Here is a 22,043-nt window from a genome sequence, read left to right as displayed (position 1 = left end):
TGAAAGGGAGAGCTGGTAGCCCCCGACCAATCTGGATCGGTAAAGGGCTCCGAACTCCCGATAAGCCTATTTGTCACGACTCACCCGAAGAGCTGTGTGAAGAGCGCGTTGATATTGACGACGTTATTTGTTGCATCATCTTGAGGGGAACGATCGTGCACGGCACACCCGACGCTGGTTCGCGGCGCGCTCACGCGCCTCGCTTCCGTCGCGCACTCGCCCTCGTCGTCTCCATCGGTGTCGTCGTCTCCGGTCTCACCCTCGCGCCCGCCCAGCAGGCATCCGCCGCCGTTGTGCAGTGGGGAACCAACAGTGGCACGACCCCCAACTACCAGGCCACCGTCAACGGCGACTTCGTGCAGGCGGGAAACGGCGTGCTCTCCTGCACCGGCGCGGCTCTCGCGACCGGCGCCGGAACCTGCACCAACCTGCATGCAGCGGCCGACCCGGCGACCGCCAACGTCAACGACAACTTCGCAATGGTCAACTCGAACACGATCGCCGGGTTCACCACGAACTCCAGCTCTGCGAAGCTCACCATCCCGTCCGGCGCGAATGTGGTCAAAGCGTTCCTGACCTGGAGCGGCAACACAGGCGTCTTTACCGGCGACAGTCGGATGCTCTGCACCACTTTCTCAACGAGTCGTGGTGTCGCGACCCTGCCGACCGGATCTGCCGTCGGATACCGAACCCGTGCCGCTCAATTGCAGGTTGCCGGCGGACCGGTCACCAACGTTGCGCCGACGAGCATGCTCGAAGATCCCGCCTCGCAGGCCACCGCGCTGTACTACAGCGCGAGCGCAGACGTCACGAGTGCTTTCGGCGTCGGAACCGGCCAGCCGATCACCGTCTCGGCCGGAAACATCTGGGGTCCGACAGGCGCCGGTTGCTACGCCGGCTGGGGGCTCACGGTCGTCTACGACTACGGCACCTATATCCCCGGCAACATCAACTCGGTGCCCCACCGCGTCATCTACTACGAGGGCCACGTTCGCCAGGGCCAGAATGATGCCGATCTCACCGTGGGATTCACCGGCTTTACCGCAGTCGAGACGGGCACGCGCGCCGGCTTCACGCTGTTCGAGGGCGACCGCAACATCGTCGGCGACTCGGCAGAGTATTCCCGCAGTGGAACGACCTACACGGAGCTCAACAACAGCGCGGGTGTGACGAACAACTTCGGCATCGGCCGGGCAATCGGCTCCGATCGCTACACCCAGACCGCCGACACCAGCGCCTTCACTAATCAGAGTGTGGATGTCGCGACCATCGGTCTCGCCAACGTCGTGCAGGGGGACTCGTCGGTCAACCTGCGCCTCGGCACGAGCGGTGACTCGTACCTGCTGCGGAACGCGATCCTCTCGGTGCCGACCGCCGGGCTCCAGGTCAATAAGTCCTACAACGGCACGGCCGATGTGCAGGCGCGAACGGCGGCCGAGAAGGCTACTTTTACGGTTGTCATCACCAATACTGGCGCGGGAACGCTGCGCAACATCGTCGTCACCGATGACCAGTCCGACTGCGCGCGCACCCTGACGGGGGTGGTGCTGACACCGCTGCAGACCACGACCTATACCTGCACCGCGACGGCCGCGTCGGCGGGCACCTACGTCTCCACGGCGAATGCGACCGGGTACACCCTCGTCGGCAACTACCTCGCCAATGACAGCGACTCGACGACCATCAACCTGTCGTCGATCGCCCTCGCCAAGACGAGCGCCCTCCCCGCCGGTTCCATCGGCCGGGTCGGCGACGTTCTCACCTACACCTTCACAATCACCAACAACGGCAGCTCACCGCTGACCGGTGTCACGGTGACCGATCCGCTCGCCGACCTCTCGGCGCTCACCTACAGTTGGCCGACCGCGACAGCCGGGGCGCTCGCAGCGGGTGCGATAGCTACGGCCACTGCGACGTACACGCTCAAGCAGGCCGACGTGAACGCCGGATCCATCGTCAATACGGCGACGACGACGGGCACCGATAGCGACGGCGGCATCAAGCCCACGGCGACCGCCACACGCACCACGACCATCGCGCCGGTCTCGACGATCGCCGTGACCAAGACGGGTGCGCTGGTGTCTCCCGGCACCGGCCGGGTCGGCGACGTCATCCGCTACAGCTTCGGCTTCACCAACACGGGCAACGTCACGCTCACGAACGTCGTGCTGAACGACCCGCTCGCCGACCTCTCGACCCCGGTGGTCACCTGGCCCGGCACCGCGGGCACGCTCCTTCCCGGCGCGACTGCGACGGCGACGGCGAACTACACGATCAAGCAGGCCGACGTGAACGCCGGCTCCGTCAAGAACACCGCAACAGTGACGAGTCGTACCCCCGCGGGAGCCACCACCACGGGAACCTCGCCGCAGGCGAGCATCCCGACAGTCGCGGCTGCACCGGCGATGACCACAACGAAGACCGGCGTGGCGTCGGGAAACGCGGGTCCAGGCCAGACCATCACCTACACCTTCACCGTGCGCAACACCGGCAACGTGACCCTCACCGACGTGGTGCTCACCGACCCGCTCGCCACCCTTTCGGCGATCACCGTCACGGGCGGCACCGGTAGCCTCACGAGCCTCGCGCCGAACCAGACGGTCATCGCCACGGCGACGTACACGATCAAACAGGCGGATGTAGACGCCGGCTCGGTGCGAAACATCGCCACGGCTACGTCCAAGGCGCCGAACGGCGCCACAGTGAGCGCCGTATCGACGCAGTCGGTGGTGCCGACGCTCGCCGCATCGCCCGCGATCACGCTGGCGAAATCAGGGACTCTCCCCGCAGGCGCCGCGAACAAGGCCGGCGACGTCGTCACCTACACCTTCACGCTCACCAACTCGGGCAACGTGACCCTGACCGCGGCCAGCATCACCGACCCGCTGCAGGACCTCTCCGCGATCACGGTGACCGGCGGAACCGGCACACTCGCGAACCTGTCCCCGGGCCAGACCGTGATCGCCCGGGCGACCTATACGCTCAAGCAGTCCGACGTTGACGCGGGGTCTGTGGCCAACACGGCGACCGCCAGCGCGAAGCCCCCGACGGGTGCGAACGTCACGCGCACGACCCCGGCCACGGTCGCGATCGTGCCGGCCGGCTCGCTCAGCGTGGTCAAGAACGCCTCGCCTGCGACCGGCCTCACCGCGGGTGCCACGGTCAACTACAGCTTCGTGGTCAAGAACGAGGGCAACGTCACGCTCAGCCAGGTGACGCTCAGCGATCCGCTGCCCTCACTCGGAACGATCACCGTGACCTGGCCGACACCGGCGAATCCGGGAGTGCTGACCCCCGGACAGACCGCAACGGCGACCGCGAGCTACACCGTCAAGCAATCCGACGTGGACGCCGGAAGCATCCGCAACACGGCCAGCGCGACGGGTCGCACCCCCTCCGGAACCACCGTCACGGGCAGTTCGGCCGACCGTGTCGTCACGACGATCGCCGCCGCGCCGGCTCTCGCCACCACGAAGACCGCCACGATCGCGGGCGGTGCCGCGGGCAATGCCGGCGACGTCATCAACTACGCCTTCCGTACCACCAACAGCGGCAACGTGACCGTCACCGGCGTGACCATCAACGACCCGCTGCAGGGTCTCTCCGCTCTCAGCTACACCTGGCCCGGCGCGGTCGGGGTGCTCGCCCCCGGCCAGTTCGTCACGGCGACCGCGACCTACGTCATCAAGCAGGCCGATGTTAACTCCGGCCGTGTCATCAACACGGCGACCGGTACCGGTAGCTACGGTGCGACCGCACTGACCTCGAGCTCCGGCCCGATCACGAGGAACACCGCCGCCCCGAACCCCTCGATCGTCACCACCAAGTCGGGCGCGCTCGCGACCGGCGCCACGGGCCGCGCGGGCGAGACGGTCAACTGGACCATCACTCTGCGTAACTCGGGCAACGTGACCCTGACCGCCGTCACGGTGGCCGACAGCCTGCCGGGCATCACCGCACCGGTGTACGGCACCTGGCCGAGCGGGGTGGCCAACACCCTGCAGCCCGGGCAGACCGTCACCGCGACGGCAAGCTACGTGCTGACACAGGATGACGTGAACTCGGGCTCCGTGCCCAACGTCGCAACCGGTCGTGGCACCCCGCCCACCGGCGCCGCGGTTACCAGCACCGACTCCGCCACCGTGCCCCTCGCCTCGGGCCCCGCGCTGACCATCGCCAAGACGGGTGCCGTGACGAGCGGCAACGGATCCGTCGGTGACACGATCACGTTCTCGTTCGTGGTGCGCAACACCGGCAACGTGACGCTGAACTCGGTCGGTATCTCCGACACCCTTGCCGGCCTCTCGGGCCTGAGCTACACCTGGCCCGTTCCCGCCTCGCCGAACCGCCTGCAGCCGAACACGCAGGCGACCGCCACCGCCACCTACGTCATCAAGCAGGCCGACGTGAACGCGGGAACGGTGCGCAACACCGCTACCGCGTCGGGCACCCCGCCGACCGGCCCAGCTGTCACGGCCACCTCCGCGGTCGCGAGCGTGGCGACGGCATCCGCTGCCCCTGCTCTCACGACCACGAAGACCGCGTCGCCGTCCACCGCGCTGACCGCGGGCACCACCGTGACCTACACGCTGACCGCGCGCAACACCGGCAACGTGACCCTCACCGGTGTGACCTTCGCCGAGACGCTGCCCGACATCTCGGTGATCACCGTCACCGGCGGCACGGGCACTCCAGCATCGCTCGCGCCCGGCCAGACCGTCATCGCCCAGGCGACCTACGTCGTCAAGCAATCCGACGTCGACTCCGGCTCGGTGCGCAACACCGCCTCGTCGACCGCGAACTTCGGCGCGACGAGCGTGACCGGCACGACCGGCCAGGTCGTCACCCCGACCGTTGCCGCCGCTCCCGCAATCAGTCTCAGCAAGACCGGCACCCTGCAGGCCGGCGCGAAGGCCGGCGACTCGATCAGCTACGCCTTCGTCGTGCGGAACACCGGAAACGTGACCCTCAGGAACGTCACGCTGACCGACCCGTTGCAGGACCTCAGCGCCATCACCGTCACCGGCGGTACCGGAACGCTCGCCACCCTGCTGCCCAACCAGACGGTAACCGCCTCGGCCAGTTACGTGCTCAAGCAGTCCGACGTCGACGCGGGCGCCGTCGCCAACACCGCGCGCGCGACGGGCACCCCGCCGACCGGCGCCGCGGTCTCCGTCACCACCCCGAACAGCGTCTCGGTCGCTCCGACGGGAACCCTGACGGTGCTCAAGACCGGCGCGGTAACGACCGGCACCGGAATTGCCGGCGACATCGTCACCTTCAGCTTCACGATCCGCAACACCGGCAACGTCACGCTCAGCGGCGTCACCCTCACCGACTCGCTCGCGGGCCTCAGCATCCCCGCCCTCACCTGGCAGGGCGGCACGACCGGCGTGCTTGCGCCGAACGCGACGGCCACCGGCACGGCGACGTACGTCATCAAGCAGGCGGATGTGGACTCCGGCTCCATCGCCAATACCGCCACCGTCACGGGCAAGACCCCCACGGGGCAGACGGTGCCGACGGCGACGTCGTCCGTCACCGTTCCGACCGCGACAGCGGATCGCCGCATCACCGTGAGCCAGACTGCGAGCATCCTGACCGGGGCGAAGGTCGGTGACGTGGTGAGCTACACGATCACCATCACCAACCCCGGAAACCAGACCCTCACCGGCGTCACCCTCACCGACACCCTCGTCGGGCTGACCACACCGAACATCACCTGGCCGGGGGCTGCGGGCACGCTGCTGCCGAACGGAATCGCCACGGCGACAGCGACCTACACAGTCACCCAGGCCGACGTGGATGCGGGCAGCTTCAGCAACCGGGCGAGCGTCACGTCAACAGCACCCGGAAACGCGACGGTCGCGGACACCTCCGCGGTGCTCACCACGACGACCATCGCCCCCGTGCGCACCCTGAGCCTCGCCAAGAGCGGCACGCTCCCCTCCGGCTCGAGCGCCCGCGTCGGCGACATCGTCAGCTACACGTTCGTGCTGCGCAACACCGGCAACGTGACGGTCACCGGTGCGGGAATCACCGACCCGCTGCAGGATCTCAGCGCCATCACCTTCGCCCCCGGCGCCTGGCCGACCGCGACCGCCGGCACCCTTCCCCCGCTTGCCCAGGTCACGGGTACGGCGAACTACACCCTCAAGCAGAGTGACATCGACTCCGGATCCCTCGCCAACACGGCGACCGGAACGGCGACACCGCCGACCGGACCGGTGATCACGGCGACCGGCCTCTCGACGCTGCCGCTCGCATCCGGACCCGCACTCACCGTCACCAAGGCCGGTTCGACCGTCGCCGGCGCCAACAGCGTCAACGACACAGTCACCTTCAGCTTCGTCGTGCGCAACACCGGCAACGTGACGCTCACCTCCGTCGGCATCAGCGACACCCTCGCCGGCCTCTCGACCATCAGCTACGGCACCTGGCCGAGCGGCACCACCGGCCGGTTGCTGCCCAATACGCAGGTGCTGGCATCCGCGACCTACGTCATCAAGCAGGCGGACGTGAACGCCGGCTCCGTGCGTAACACCGCCACCGCCTCGGGCACCCCTCCCACCGGACCGGTCGTCACGGCGACGTCGACCGAGGCCGTTGTGCCCACCGTCGCGGCCTCGTCGAGCATGATCGTCACGAAGAACGCGACGGGCTCCGGCGGCAACGTCGGTGACGTCATCACCTACTCGATCGTCGCCCGCAACACGGGCAACGTGACCCTGACCGGTGTCACGCTGAACGACCCGCTGCTCGGCATCCAGACGGCATCGCTCGTCTGGTCGAACCAGCCGAACGTGCTGCAGCCGCAGGAGACCGTGTCGACCACGGCGACCTACGTGATCCAGCAGGCGGACGTGGACGCCGGCCAGGTCGCCAACACCGCGACAGCCACCGGTGTCCGCCCCGGCGGAACCGTGCTCGAGGCCCAGTCGACCCGGGTCGTCACCCCGACCGCGCCCGCGAGCCCGAGACTCTTCCTCACCAAGGTCGCGGCTCTTCCGACCGGCGGCAACGGCTCCGCGGGTGAGCTCGTGACGTGGACGATTCGCATCACCAACACCGGCAACGTCACGCTCAGCGGCATCGACCTCACCGACTCGCTGCCCGGCATCAGCCCCGCGGCCTTCGGAGTCTGGCCCGGAGCGCCGAACGTGCTCGCGCCGAACCAGGAAGTGCTCGCCACAGCCACCTACGTGCTGGGGCAGTCCGACATCGACTCGGGCGCCCTCTCCAACTCCGCGACCGCAACCGGCAACCCGCCGACCGGCGCCCCCACCAGCTTCACCGGCTCGGGAACCCTGCCGCTCTCGACCACCTCGACGCTCACCCTCTCCAAGACCGCCGCCTACGTCGGCGCGGGAACGGGTGCCGTCGGTGACACGATCCGCTACACCTTCGTCGCCCGCAACACGGGCAAGGTCACTCTCACCGGTGTCACCATCAGCGACCCGCGTCCGAACCTCGGCGCCATCAGCTACGGCAGCTGGCCCGGAGCCGTGGGAACACTGCTGCCGAACCAGGAGATCACCGCCACCGCCGACTACGTCGTGCGCCAGATCGATGTGAACACCGGGTCGGTCACCAACACCGCGAGCGTCTCCGGCAAGCCGCCGACCGGACCGAACACCACGGCGAGCTCGCAGTCCGTCACCGTCGATACGATCGCCCGCACGGCGTCGATCCTCGCGACCAAGACCTTCACGATCTCCGGCACCGGAACCGGCCTCGTCGGTGAGGTCATCACCTACACCGTCTCGGCGCGCAACACGGGAACCGTAACCCTCACCGGCGTGAGCCTGAGCGACACCGCTCCCGGACTCACCCCGCTCGTCTACGGACCGTGGCCGGGCGGCGTGGCCAACACGCTGCAGCCGAACACTCCCGCCGTCACCGCGACGACCACCCACGTCATCACGCAGGCCGACGTCAATGCCGGTTCGATCTCCAACGTGGCCACGGCAGCCGCGACCTCGCAGGTGACGCCCATCGTGACCAACTCGACAGCTCCTGTCGTCACCGACACCGTCGCAGCCGACGCGCGCTACACCTTCACCAAGGTGGGCACCCCCGCGGCCGGCTTCACCGGCAAGGCCGGCGACCGCATCACCTATACGCTCACCGCGACCAACACCGGCAACCAGACCCTCACCGGCGTCACCCTGACCGACCCGCTCATCAATGGCGTGCCGATCGTCATCAGCTGGCCCACCCCGGCCAGCCCCGGCGTGCTCCAGCCCGGCCAGGTCGCGACCGGGACCGCCGACTACACCCTGATCCAGAGCGACGTCGACTCGGGATCCGTGATCAACGAGGCATCGTCGACCGCCGTCAGCCCGCGCAACGGCCCCCTGGCACGCACCGCAGCCTCGACCGTCCCGCTCGCCGCGACACCCGGCATTAGTATCGTGAAGACGGCCGTGGCCAACGGCAACCGCGCCGTGGGTGACAGCATCGACTACACCGTCATAGTGCGCAACACCGGCAACGTCACGCTGACCGGTGTCACCATCACCGACTCGCTCGCCGGACTTCCCGCGCTCTCGATCACCTGGCCCGGCACGCCGGGCGTCCTGCCACCGAACAGCTCGGCGACGGGCACCGCGAGCTACGTGCTCACCCAGGCCAACATCGACAACCAGTCGGTGACCAACGTCGCATCCGTGACCGCCACCCCGCCCGCCGGTGCACCCGCCGTCACAGCGACCAGCGACCCGGTCGTGACCTCGACCGCGGCCGTGCGCGGTGAGCTGCGTGTCGTCAAGACCGGCACCGTGCTGGGCGGCGGAATCGCGGGCGTCGGCTCGGTCATCCGCTACCTGTTCACCGTGACCAACACCGGCAACGTGACGCTCACCGGCGCAACGCTCAGCGACCAGATGCTCGGCGCGGCGACTCCGGCCCTCGGCGCCACCACCCTCGCGCCGCAGGCGGTCACCACGGCGACCGTTGACTACACGGTCACACAGGCCGATGTGAACGCGGGCTCCGTCATCAACACGGCGACCGCCTCGGCCACCGAGCCCGGAAACATCACGATCACCAGCCCGGCGTCCACCTCCACCACCGCGACCGCCGCATCCAACCCGAGCATCCTCGTCGACAAGACCGCGACCACCGGCGCCACCAAGGCCGGCGACGTTGTCACCTGGACCTTCGTGGTGCGCAACACCGGCAACGTCACACTCACCGCTATCAACCTCGTCGATGGCCTGCCCGGTGCCACGCCGGTTATCGTTCCGGCCAACACCACTCTCGACCCTGGCGCAGAGTTCACCGTGCAATCCACCTCGACGGTGACGCAGGCCGACGTGAACGCGGGCGCGCTGATCAACACGGTCACGGCGACGGGTAGCCCCGCTCGCGGTGCGGATGCGACATCCTCTGACAGCGTCACGGTGCCGCTCGTTCCCGACGCCGGCGTCAGTCTCACCAAGACCGCCAGCCCGACGAGCGGGCTCTTCGTGGGCGACGTCGTCACGTACTCCTTCGTTGCGCGCAACACCGGCAACGTCACGCTGACCGGTGTCGCAATCTCAGACGCACTCACGAACCTGACCGGCATCGTCTACACGAACTGGAACGGCAACCCCGCCGGCACCCTGCAGCCGAACACCGAGGTCATCGCCACAGCGACCTACGTGGTCACGCAGCGCGACGTCGACGCGGGCAGCATCTCGAGCGTCGCGACCGTGCGCGGAACGCCGCCGGTCGGCGCCGACGTGACCGACACCGACGACGCGACGGTCACCACCATCGCCGCGGACCCCTCGCTCTTCACCACCAAGACCGCCAGCTCCGTAGCGAAGCCCGGCGTCGGCCAGGTCATCACCTACACGATAACCGTGGTGAACGACGGCAACGTCACGCTCAAGGACGTCGCCATCACCGACTCGCTCGTGGGGCTCAGCGACCTCAACTACCAGGCCTGGCCCGGTGGCATCGAGCGCGCACTCGGTCCGGACGAGAGCATCACCGCGACCGCCACCTATGTGGTGACGCAGAATGACGTGAACAGCGGATCGGTGACCAACACGGCGACCGCCGCGGGTACGACTTTCATCGGCACCACCCCGGCGTCAGACACGAGCGACCCCGCGGTCACGCCCACCATCGACCGCGTGGTGAACTACACGTTCGACAAGAGCGGCGCCCTCGAGTCCGGAGCGCTCGGCGAAGACGGCGACATCATCGAGTACGTGCTGACCCTCACGAACACCGGAAACGTCAGCCTCACCGACGTGCACTTCGCCGACACCCTCATCGGCCTGACCCCGCTGCAGTACACCTGGCCCACCACGGCTCCCGCCGGAACGCTTCTGCCCGGCGCGACGGTAACGGCCACCACGACCTTCGAGGTCGACCAGCCGAACGTCGACGCCGGCTCCGTCGTCAACGTCGGCTCCGGTCTCGTCACCCCGATCGGCACCGCGGCCGAGGAGTCGAAGACCGACTCCGTCACCGTGAACATCGCGCCGCGCGGCCGACTCGTCGCCGTGAAGACCGGCGTGCTGCGCAGCCCCGGCATCGGCCAGGTCGGTGACCTCATCGACTACAAGGTCGTCGTCACCAACACCGGCAACGTCACCGTCACCAACGGTCGCCTCGTCGACCCGCTGCCCGGCATCTCCACCCCGGTGATCGGCTGGCCCGGCACGCCCGGCACCCTTCCGGTCGGCGCCTCCGTCACCGGCACGGCGACCTACCCGCTGACCCAGGCGGACATCGACCGCGGCTACATCGACAACACGGCCAAGGTCGACGCGCGCAGCCCCAACAGCGCTGTCAACGACGTCGCCGCGAGCTCGAACACGGTGCGCATCGACACAGTGGCGCCGCGTGACGCGCTCGGTGTCACGAAAACCGCCATCGCGGGCGACCGCAACGTGGGCGACCAGATCACCTACAACCTGATCGTGCGCAACACCGGCAACACGACGTTGACCGGAGTCACCCTCAGCGACCCGCTGCTCGGTGCGGACCTCGACGCCCTGCCGTGGGACAACGCGACCAACCCGAACCACAACCTCCCCCCGAACGCCACCATCGCCACGCAGGGTCGCTACACGATCACCCAGGCCGATGTGAACGCCGGCTTCGTGCGCAACGTGGCGACCGCGGCAGGCAGCTCTCTCGTGGGCGCCCGCCCGGCGACGGGAACCTCGGGCAACGTCGACACCCCGACTGCCGACGCCGACCCCGGAATTTCCGTCACCAAGACGGGCACCGCCGCCTCGACCCGCGTCGGCGGCGTCGTGACCTACTCGTTCACGATCGAGAACACCGGCAACGTGCGCCTCTCGGCCGTCGACCTCGTCGACGCCATGCCCGGCCTGTACGACCTCGTGTTCACCGCCTGGAACAACGGTCCGCTTGCCGACGGTTCGCTCGATCCGGATGACACGGCCACGGCTACGGCGAAGTACGACCTGCTGCAGTCCGATGTCAACGCGGGCTCCGTGGTCAACACGGTGACGGCCGTCGGAACCCCGCCGCGTGGCGCCGTCGCCCGGGCTACGGCTGCGGCGACGGTTCCGATCGTCTCCGGCCCCGATCTGCGCGTCAGCAAGACCGGCTCCCTGAACGGCGCCCCCGGAGAACTGAACGACTTCATCACCTACTCGTTCGAGATCGAGAACACCGGTAACGTGACGCTCTCCGCCGTCGCGCTCACCGACTCCCTCGCGGGTGTCAGCGCCCCGGTCATCACCTGGCCGGGAACGGCCCGCGTGCTCGCACCCGGCGCGATCGCCACGGCGACCGCCACCTACCGCATCCAGCAGACGGACGTCGACTTCGGCTCCGTGAGCAATGTGGCCACCGCCACGGCCACGACCCCGGCCGGTGCGACCTACAGCGAGGACTCGCCCGCCGCGGTCACGCAGACGGCGACCCGCACCCGCGCGATCGACGTTCGCAAGATCGACACGCGTGACGGAGCGGGCGGCGTCGGTGACGTCATCCGGTACTCGATCGAGATCGAGAACACGGGCAACACGACCCTCACGGCCGTGACCCTCACCGACACGATGCCGGGCCTCACCCTCTCCGCGACCACCTGGCCCGGCGCGACCGGAACGCTGCTCCCGGGCGACATCGCCCGTGCACAGGGCAATTACACGATCGTCCAGGCCGACGTGGACAACGGCTCCGTCACCAACCAGGCCAGTGTCGACGGCACCTCGCCGATCGGTGCGGTTTCGGATGAAACGGGCCCCGTGACCACCCCGACCGCCGTCCCCGCGCGCACGATCCAGGTCACGCAGACCGCCGAGCTCGCGCCGGGTGCCACCGGCCGCGCACTGGATCAGGTGGACTACACGTTCACCCTGAAGAACACCGGCAACCAGACTCTGACCGGTGTGACGCTCACCGACCCCCTCGTCGACTTCGCGGGCGCCGTCTACACCTGGCCAGCCTCGGACGGCGTGCTGCTTCCCGGTGAGACGGTCACCGTGACGGTGCCGTACCTGCTGACCCAGGCCAACGTCGACAACGGATCGGTGAGCAGTACGGTCACGGGCAGCGCGCAGCCGCCCACGGGTGCCGCGCTCACGCAGGCCGTGACGGTTGTGCTGACCATCCCGCCGATCACGAAGCTCAGCCCCGTGAAGTCGGCGCGCATCCTGAACAACGGGACCGGCGCTGTCGGCGATGTCATCGAGTACACGCTGCGCATCACCAACGACGGAAACGTCACCATGTACGACGGCCTGCTCGTCGACCCGATGATCGGGCTCGGCACCCCCGTGATCACCTGGCCGATCGCCGGCCAGCCTCGTGTGCTGCCCCCCGGCACTTTCGTCACCGGTGTCGCCGAGTACACGATCAAGCAGTCCGACGTCGACACCGGACGCGTCACGAACACCGCGCACGTCTCGGCGAAGACCCCGAAGGGTGTGCTGGTCTCCGCCGACTCCAACACGGTCGTCGTTCCGACCGTGCTCGAGGCCCCGGTCATTGTGGCGACCGCCGTCGGTACGCCGCGCGGCACCGCAGGCGTCGGCGACGTCATCGACTACGAGTTCCGCATCAGCAACCCCGGCAACGTGACCCTGCACGGGGTCACCCTCGTCGACGCCGTCACCGGCGTGGTGCTCGCCGACGTGACCTGGCCGAACCCGGCCCGCCCGGGCGAGATCGCTCCGGGAACGTTCGCACGGGCATCCGGAACTTATGTCATCACCCTCGACGACGTGAACGCCGGCGCCGTGACCAACCCCGTGACCGCCACCGGTCTCTCGCCGTCGCCCACGAACACCCTGGTGACCGACGACGACGTGTCGACGATTCCGACCCAGGCGATCGGCCCGAACCTCGCGATCACCAAGACCGCGGCCTTTGCCACCGCCGGCCGCCAGGACGTCGGCAGCACCGTCAACTGGAGCTATTTACTCACCAACACCGGCAACGTGACGCTCACCGGCGCGCAGCTCGTGGATGAGCTCGGCGGTATCTCGGCCATCAGCTACGACGACTGGGACGGCACGGCCTTCACCCTCAAGCCGGGTGAGTCGGTGCAGGCATCGGCCACGTCCGCGCTCACGCTCGCCCAGCTGAACGCGGGCCGCGTCGAGAGCGCCGCCACCGGCTCCGGCACGCCGCCGCGGGGTGTGGATGTCACGCGCTCGACGACGGCAGGCATCGACATCCCGGCGAGCCCGGCGCTCACCGTCGCTAAGGCGGGTGTGCCACGCGCGGGTGGAGGGCTCGGCGACATCGTCGACTACACCTTCACCATTCGCAACACCGGCAACGTGACCCTGACCCTGCTCGAAGTCATCGACGGACTCGCCGACATCTCCGCGGTCAGCTACCAGTGGAACGGCGGACCGGTCGGCGTCATCGAACCCGGATCCACGATCGTCGCAACGGCCGAGTACACGGTCAAGCAGTCCGACGTGGACAGCGGGCAGATCCTCAACCAGGCGACGGCCAGCGGCAAGCCGCCGGTCGGGCCGCGCGTGAGCGGCAGCTCGCCGATCGCGACGACGACCCTCGCGCCCGAAGACCCGGAGCTCGTTGTGACCAAGGTCGCGACGCCGCCCGCCGTGGCCAGCGTCGGCGCCGTCGTCAGCTACGACTTCACGATCACCAATACCGGAACGGTGACCCTGCACGGCATCGTGCTCTCCGACTCCCTGCAGGGCGTCGAGGTCTCGAACGTGCGCTGGCCCGGCGACGAGGGAGTACTCGCGCCGAACGCCGTTGCCACCGCTACTGCGACGTTCGCCATTCGCCAGGCCGATGTGAACGCGGGCTCCGTGATCAACACGGCCAGCGCCTCCGGCCTCACGCCGAAGAACGTGCGCACCTCGAGTCAGGACGCCGTGGCGACCGTCACCACCGCGACCGCCAACCCCGTGATCACCGTCACCAAGACCGGAGCGCTCGCCGCGGGCTCAACCGGACGCGTGGGCGAGCTCGTGAACTTCGCGTTCTCGCTGAGGAACGACGGCAACCAGACCCTCACCAACGTGCGCTTCGTCGACCAGAAGGCCGGCGTGAGCACGATCCAGTACGATCGCGCGGGCTTCCCCGGCGGCACGCTCCAGCCCGGTGAGACGATCACCGGCACGGCGACCTACCCGCTCACCCAACCGGAGATCGACGCGGCCACCGTGAGCAACTCGGTGCGCGGCTACGCGACGCCGCCCACCGGCGTCGAGTTCTTCCAGACCGCGACCGTCAACGTGCCCGTTGTGCAGTCGCCTGACCTGACCGCGTTCAAGACCGGCGTGCTGCGCGCGGGTGGCATCGGCCAGGTCGGTGACTGGGTCGACTACAAGCTCGTCCCCACCAACACCGGAAACGTCACGCTGTACGACGGCGAACTGACCGATGCTCTCGAGGGGCTTACCGACCCGGTCATCACCTGGCCGAACCCCGCCGACGAAGGCACCGTGGCTCCGGGCGAGAGCGCGACGGGGGTGGCCTCGTACCAGCTGCGCCAGGTTGACATCGACAACGGCTTTATGGAGAACACCGCGACAGTACGCGCCTTCACGCTGGGCGGGACGGAGATCCCCGCGACCTCCAACACGGTTCGGATCAACACCGTGCAGGCGCAGCCCGCGGTGAGTGTCGTGAAGACGGGCGTCGCAACCGGCAGCGCGGGGGCGAACGACACCATCGCCTACAGCTTCCTGATCCGGAACACCGGAAACGTCACGATCGGGTCGATCGCCGTGAACGACCCGAAGCTGCCCGCCGGAGGCCAGCCGGTCATCCAGTGGCCGGGAGCGTCGCGCGTGCTCGCCCCGAACGTCACCGTCGCCGCGACCGCGATCTACGACATCAGCCAGGCCGACGTCAACGCGGGCAATGTGATCAACACGGCGACCGTGAGCGCGACACCCGTGCGCGGTCTCGCGGTCTCCGCAACGTCGAACACATCGACCGTCGCGACCGAGGTCGCTGCCCCCACCGTCGCCGTCACCAATAACGGCGTGCGCATCGGCGGCGCGACCGCCCGGGCCGGCGACACGGTCGAGTGGACCTACGTGTTCACCAACACCGGCAACGTGACCCTGAGCGGTTCGAGCATCACCGACGGCATCGGCGCGCTGCCGGCCGGTGACTACAGCTGGTCCAGCGGAACGCCCGGCGTCCTGGGCCCTGCCGACACCGCGACGGTCATCCGCACGCAGGTGCTGACCCAGGCCGACATCGACGCGGGATCCGTGTCGAGCGTCGCCACGGGTCGTGGCCTGCCGCCGACGGGCGCCGCGGCATCCGCCACAGCACCGGCGACCGTGCAGCTGATGGGAAGCCCGCTGCTCGCGATCTCCAAGACCGGCGCGCCGGCCATTCCGGCACAACTTGGTCTCGGTGACGCACTCAGCTACGAAGTCGTGCTGACCAACACCGGCAACACCACACTCACGGGCGTCACCCTTGGTGACGCGCTCCAGGGCATCGTGGTGACGAGCACCGACTGGCCCGACGCAGACGGCGTGCTGCTGCCCGGTGACAGCGTCACCTACGAGCTCAGCTACACGGTGCAGCAGGAGGACGTGGACCGCGGCTCCGTCGACAACGTCGCAACCGCCACGGCGACGAGCCCTGCAGGCGCGGTCGGCCCGGTGCAGTCCGGAACCGTGAGTATCGACCTCGAGGCACACGACCCGGGCATCGCGGTCGTGAAGTCAGGCCAGCTCCTGACCGGAACCGGCGACGCGGGCTCGGTCATCCAGTACGAGTTCGACGTGACCAACACCGGCAACGTGACGCTGCGCCTCGTCGAGGTCACCGATGCACTGCCCGGTGTCTCGACACCCGTGCTGACCTTCCCATCGACGTCCAACATCCTCGCGCCCGGCGGCGTCGCGCACGGTACGGCCCGCTACACCGTGACGCGCGCAGATGTGGATAACGGCACCATCCGCAACACGGCGACCGCTTTCGGTACCACCCCCGACGACGTCATCATCAACGCACCCTCGGCGCCGTTCGACATCTCCACCTCGGCCGCACGGGGTGAGCTCTTCACCAGCCACACGGCGGCGCTCGCCGCGGGCGCGACCGGTGTGCTCGGCAACACCATGAACTACACGTTCACTCTGCGCAACGACGGAAACGTGCGCGTCGAGAACGTCGCCATGACCAACACCGTCGCCGGTCTCGGCAACTTCGTCTACACCTGGCCCGACCCGGTCAACCCGGGCAGGCTGCTCGCGGGCGAGTCCGCGCAGGTCACCGCGACCCGTACCGTGAGCCAGGCCGACGTCGACCTCGGCGTGGTGCGCAACGTCACGACCGCGACGGGCGAGGCGGCCCGCGGACCGCTGAACGTGAGCGACACCTCCCCGCAGACGAGCGTTCCGCTCGCTGCCGGCGCCTCGAGCATGACCGTGCTCAAGGAGGGCGTTGTGCGCGGCGGCGGTGCACCCGTCGTCGGCTCGATCATCGACTACACGTTCACCGCGACCAACACCGGATCCCTGACGCTGACCGACCCGGTGTTCAGCGACACCAAGCCCGGCCTCAGCGCGATCGGCGGCTACACCTGGCCGACCGCGACCGCCGGTGTTGTGCCGCCCGGACAGTCGGCGACCGCCGCGGCGACCTACACGGTGCGCCAGAGCGACTTCGACGGCGGTGAGGTGCGCAATGTGGCCTCGGCCTCCGCGACCCCGTCGCGCGGCGCCGCAGCGGTGTCCGGTACCTCGACGCCGTCGGTGATCCCGACCGCAGGCGGAGCGTCATCCATCAACATCGACAAGACGCAGTTGCTCGCAGCGGCGGCGACCGGTCGCGCCGGCGACGCAGTGCTGTTCCGCTGGGAGGTCACCAACACGGGCACCCACACGCTGACCGGCGTCACGGTGGCCGACCCGCAGGTGCCCGCTTCGGCGATCAGCTACGCGTTCCCCGGAGCCGCGGGTGTGCTCGCGCCGAACGGTGTGGTCATTGCCACGGCGACCTACATCCTCAGCCAGGCTGACGTCGATGCGGGTCGGATCGCGTCCACCGCGACGACGACCGGCACGCCGCCGACCGGCACCAACGTGACCGATGCCGAAGCCGGCGAGACCCTCATCACTGCGGCACCCGCCATGACCGTCACCAAGACGAGCAGTGCGGCGAGCTTCGCCCAGCAGGGCGCGACGCTGGACTACCGCATCGAGGTGCGCAACACCGGCAACGTGACACTCACCGGCGTCACGGTGAGCGACGTCAAGCCGGGTCTCTCCGCCCTGACCTACGTCTGGCCGGGAACGCCGGGCACCCTTCGCCCGAACGGACTGCTCGTAGTCACCGCGCGCTATACGATCACGGCTGCGGATGTCGCCTCGGGCACCATCGACAACACGGCAACGGCGAACGCCAACGCTCCCGGAGGATCCGCGCTCACGCCGGTCGCCGACACAGACACGTTCGCCGTGCCGCGCGTCGCAGACATCGGCATCACGGTGAGCCCGAAGGTTCGGGCCGGTCAGGCCGGATTCGCGGGAGACACCGTCGTCGTCAGCTACGTGGTGCGCAACAACGGCACCGAGCCCCTGAACAACGTCGAGATCACCGACCCGCGCACCGGGCTCAGCACCATCGTCTACGGCGCATGGCCGGGAGCGGTCGGAGTGCTGCTGCCGGGCGAATCGGTGACCGCAACGGCGACGTACACGATCACCGCCGCGATGGAGGGCCAGCGGCTCACGGAGACGGCCTCGGTCACCAGCATCGACGTCAACAACGGCGACCCGGTGCTCGCGAACGCGGTCGGCGCGGTGCAGCTTCCGGTGCGCGCGATCGACCCGGGCGGCCTGATCAAGACCGGTACGGATGCCGAGTATCCGTTGGGCGCGAGCCTGCTGCTGCTGCTCTCCGGCCTAGGATTGATACTCATTGCCCGAAGAAGACAGCGAAAGGCAGCCTCATGATCGTGAGCTCACGAACCCTGGTGACCGCCCTTGCGGCTGCCCTCCTCGCGGCATCGCTCGCGGGCTGCACGGCCGGCTCACCCGAACCCAAGCCGACCTCCTCGGCGGACGCCGAGCAGACCCCCGGCATCACCGACATCGATGACACCCCGGGTTCCGGCGAGGACCTCGTCGGCGCGCTCGCCGACAACACCATGGGCGACTGCGTTCGCGACGGCGACGCGTGGAAGGTGAGCGGCACGGTCGCGAACCCGACCGAAGAGGCCGCCAGCTACCGCATCTACGTCTCGCTGCTCAACGGTGCCAACGACACCCGCGCGCTCGTGCAGGTGGACGTCGATGACCTGGCGGCCGGCGAAGAGGAGACCTGGGACACCGAGATTCCCGTCGCCGAAGACGACCTCAGCTGCGTTCTGCGGGTCGAACGCTACGTGGCCTAGAGCAGGCTCGATCCGAGCGGGCGCTCGTCGTCGAAACCCGGCAGCACGAGGAACGTCGCACTGGCCGTCGGTGTGCTGAAGGTCCTGAGCGCGTCGACCTCATCCAGTCGCTGCTGCGTGACCACGAAGGTGCGCAGCTCGTTCTGGAAGGACATAAAAACGAGCCCGGTCTCTCCGTCGTTTTCGAATGAGTAACTGCGGCGGAACATCAGCGACGAGCCGGTGAATGAGGGATGTGCGGCTCGCGCGTGGGAGCGCGCCGGCACCAGCAGCTCGCCCTCCGGGGTCTTCGCGCGCAGGTCGACCTGGTCGTCGGGTGCGCCGCCCGAGAGCGGGGCGCCGTCGCTGAGCCTGCGGCCGATGACCGCCTCCCGCTCGCCGACCTCGAGAGCGCGGAAGGCTGACGTGTCCAGCCGGAGTCGGCGGATCACGAGGATGCTGCCACCCGCGGCGGGACCGTCGGGAATCCAAACCCCGTCGGCGAATTCGGCCGAGGTGTGGGGAACGACAATGCCATCCATAAAGCCCAGCGGGTTACGGGCCTTGGTGCCGCTGCCCTTTCCGCGGAAGACGAACTGCTGCCAGCGCGTGACCGCGCCCGGCACCAGCAGGGCGAGGTCAGCGAGCACGGCGGCGAGCACGGTCGGGTCGCTCGAGTAGGCGGCGAGCAGCACGTCGCCGCCGCGTGCGCCCGGGTCGATTTCGTTGTCGTCCGCGAAGCCCGGCAGGTCGGTCGAGCCCGGCAGCCCATCGGGCACAAGGCGTGGTCCGATGCCGACCGTCACCGTGAGGTCGCCTGCGCCGTCCGGCAGCAGGGCATCGTCCGAGCCGAGCGCGACGATGCGTGCGCCGAGCGCGGCCAGCCATCCGGTGTCCGTGGCGGCCGTGTCGAGCACCAGCAGCGCGCCGAACTGCTGTGGGGAGGCGGGCAGGTGCACACCAGCCTGATGCTCGCCGCGCACGGGCACGACCTCCGTGGGAGCCGGAGTCGAAGCCGGGGCCGGGGTGTCGGTTCGCGTGAGTGCGACGCCTCCGGTCGCGCCGAGAGCGAGCCCCGCGGCGCCACCGAGCGCCGCCGAAAGCAGCCCACGCCGAGAGGGGCGGAACGTCGGCTCGTTGCGCGGCCCGGACTCGGTCACGGGGTGCCCGGCACTGTGCTCGGGATGACGATGCCGCTCGCGGGGCCGAAGAGCGCGGTCATCCACTTGCCTGACGAGCCCGCGGGGAACTGGAACGTCAGAAGCAGCCCCGAGTCGTCCAGCCAGTACCGGGCGCGCAGCGCCGAGTCCTCGGGGGCGGAGGTCGCGGAGTCTCCCGACGGGCCGATGAAGACGTCGACGTCCACGCCGTCCACCTCGTCGGTGCGCAGCCAGGCCGCGTCGGTCTGCGCCAGCAGCTGCGGGTTCTCGGGGCGATCTGAGCCGAGACTCGCAACGACGGCGACGGCGTTCGCAAGGGAGGTGCTCGACGGGTCGAGCGGGCCGGATTCCCAGCCGTCGGCGGGCAGGGGGAGGAGCGCAGAATCGACCGGGATGGAGCGTGTCGCGACGAGCTCGTGGGTCCACCAGATCAGCCCGGCCGGTTTGTTCGCCGAGGACACCGCCGCGTAGCCGACGCCACCCGCGTAGTCGAACCAGCCCACAAGCTCGAGTTCGCCACTGTCGGCGGGGACTGTCACATCTATCGCGCGTACGCCGGCATCGAAGTTGCGGAAGCGCGCGATGGCGAGTCGCTCGGACTGCTCACCGGTCAACGCGAGTGGGCCGGTGGGCTCGGCGGGCGCGCAAGCCGTCAGCAGGAGAAGCACCGCGATGCCGATGGCCAGGGATCTCACCGGGCGACCGCCCGGTCCGCGAGGAGAGTGCGGTCGGGAAGAGCGAAGGAGCCGGGGTTCGGCATGGCGACGGTGTCGGGAAGGGGACGGGGCACGTTTCGGAGCGACCCGGTCATATCGGGCTGGTCCGGCCCCGGCGAAACCTTCAGGAAGGACAGGCCAGCGGGCACATCGAGTGCGGGCAGCCTGTCTGCCGAGACTCCGACGCTCGTCCCGGCGCAGTCGCTGCCGAACCCGGCAGGAAGCACCGTGCCTGGCCCGCTGCCTTCAACGCAGGTTCCCACCGACGGGGATCGCTCTGCCGACAGGTTGGCCAGATCGATGCCGTTATCCACAAAGGAATTGTCGACGAGCCGGTTGCCGGTCGAGGCGAGGTCTTCGGTATTCGTCACCTGCACGCCGGTCGAGGCGTTGCCGGCGATGAGATTGCGCTCGAGGGTGTTCGTGTTGGCGCCCGACAGGCCCACCCCTATGCCGAACGCGCCGAGCGCTTGGGCGGGTGAGTCGGCCGAGGTGTTGTCGGCGATGAGGTTGCCCACCACCGTCGCCGACTTCTGCGGGAGGTATGCCTCCTGGTACCAGGACAACAGCGTGAGGCCCACTCGGTTGCTGCTGAACCGATTTCCGGCGATCAGCACCGAGTCCGAGGCGTTGGCGTTCTCGTAGCCGATCGCGTTGTTCTCGGCCACATTGTTGGTGACGAGGATGTCGCAGCCAGCGCACTGGCCGACGTAGAAGCCCGAGTCCGCCGACCCCGATGCGTAGTTGTCACGGATCACTCCGTGCCGTGAATTGAACGCGTAGATGCCGTAGAGCCCGTTGTTGCTGGCTGTGACATTGCTCACCTCGAACCGCTCGAGGGGCGGGAACTTCTCGGGATCGAGCTTCTCGTAGCCGTCGAGGTTGTGTGCTTGGGCGCCATTGGCATCGCGCATGCCGGTGACTAGCACGCCATTGAAGGTGTGATTGCGCACCGTCAGGTTCTGTACGCGCACGCCCGTGGCGACCACCTGCACACCATTGGCGCGCAGCCCCTCGCCGTCGATGATGACCGCGTTTCTATCGGTGCCACGCAGTGTGACGTCGGCCACATCGATCGTCACGGATTCGGGGTACTCGCCCGGCGAGACCAGAATCAGCCCGCCCGGGGACACGAGCTCGAGTGCCGCCGAAATAGTCGGGGCGTCGGCGGGAACCTCGACCAGCGCCTGGCCCGATTGCCCTGGCTGGGTTGAGCACGCGCTCAAGAGCGACGATGTCACAAGCACGGCGATGAGAATCATGGAGCTGCTTATCACCTGATGTGCGCGTGCCCCCATGACCCGAGTATAAAGCGGGTGCCCGGGCCGATCCCTTTGATGGTGGCCCCCTTAATAGGGT

5 protein-coding genes are annotated in these 22,043 nt (G+C 68.7%); 2 read left to right on the top strand and 3 right to left on the bottom strand.

The genetic code is table 11. The annotated features are described in order from the left end of the window. The first annotated feature begins 155 nt into the window (after positions 1-155). Both EYE40_RS12040 and EYE40_RS12035 read left to right on the top strand, forming a co-directional pair. Entirely contained in the window at positions 156-18,389 is an 18,234-nt protein-coding gene (locus EYE40_RS12040; protein ID WP_204742246.1) for a DUF7507 domain-containing protein, read from the top strand. After that, positions 18,386-18,829, top strand: a complete 444-nt coding sequence (locus tag EYE40_RS12035) for a hypothetical protein (RefSeq protein WP_130982173.1) — start codon at positions 18,386-18,388, stop codon at positions 18,827-18,829. The genes EYE40_RS12040 and EYE40_RS12035 overlap by 4 nt, the downstream gene beginning before the upstream one ends. Here the strand turns inward: EYE40_RS12035 and EYE40_RS12030 are convergent. The 3 genes from EYE40_RS12030 to EYE40_RS12025 are packed head-to-tail and all read right to left on the bottom strand — an operon-like array spanning position 18,826 to position 21,946. Further along, on the bottom strand, positions 18,826-19,968 hold the full coding sequence (locus EYE40_RS12030) for a Dyp-type peroxidase (protein ID WP_161972393.1): 1,143 nt from the start codon (positions 19,966-19,968) through the stop codon (positions 18,826-18,828). The two genes, EYE40_RS12035 and EYE40_RS12030, sit on opposite strands and share 4 nt — an antisense overlap. Next, the gene (locus EYE40_RS15455) at positions 19,965-20,663 is read right to left on the bottom strand and encodes a hypothetical protein (RefSeq protein ID WP_161972392.1); all 699 of its coding nucleotides are present in this window, start codon (positions 20,661-20,663) and stop codon (positions 19,965-19,967) included. The genes EYE40_RS12030 and EYE40_RS15455 overlap by 4 nt, the downstream gene beginning before the upstream one ends. Beyond that, positions 20,660-21,946, bottom strand: coding sequence for a right-handed parallel beta-helix repeat-containing protein (locus tag EYE40_RS12025; protein ID WP_130982171.1), 1,287 nt, complete (start codon positions 21,944-21,946; stop codon positions 20,660-20,662). Before EYE40_RS12025 ends, EYE40_RS15455 begins: the two co-directional genes overlap by 4 nt. Positions 21,947-22,043: the final 97 nt, after the last annotated feature.

It is taken from the genome of Glaciihabitans arcticus (genome assembly GCF_004310685.1).
Taxonomy (GTDB): domain Bacteria; phylum Actinomycetota; class Actinomycetes; order Actinomycetales; family Microbacteriaceae; genus Conyzicola; species Conyzicola arctica.
This window is presented reverse-complemented; position numbering and strand designations above follow the sequence as displayed.

Coding starts and splice junctions, on each gene's coding strand:
- EYE40_RS12035 (WP_130982173.1), top strand. CDS start 18,386: ATGATCGTGAGCTCACGAACCCTGGTGACCGCCCTTGCGGCTGCCCTC.
- EYE40_RS12025 (WP_130982171.1), bottom strand. CDS start 21,946: ATGATTCTCATCGCCGTGCTTGTGACATCGTCGCTCTTGAGCGCGTGC.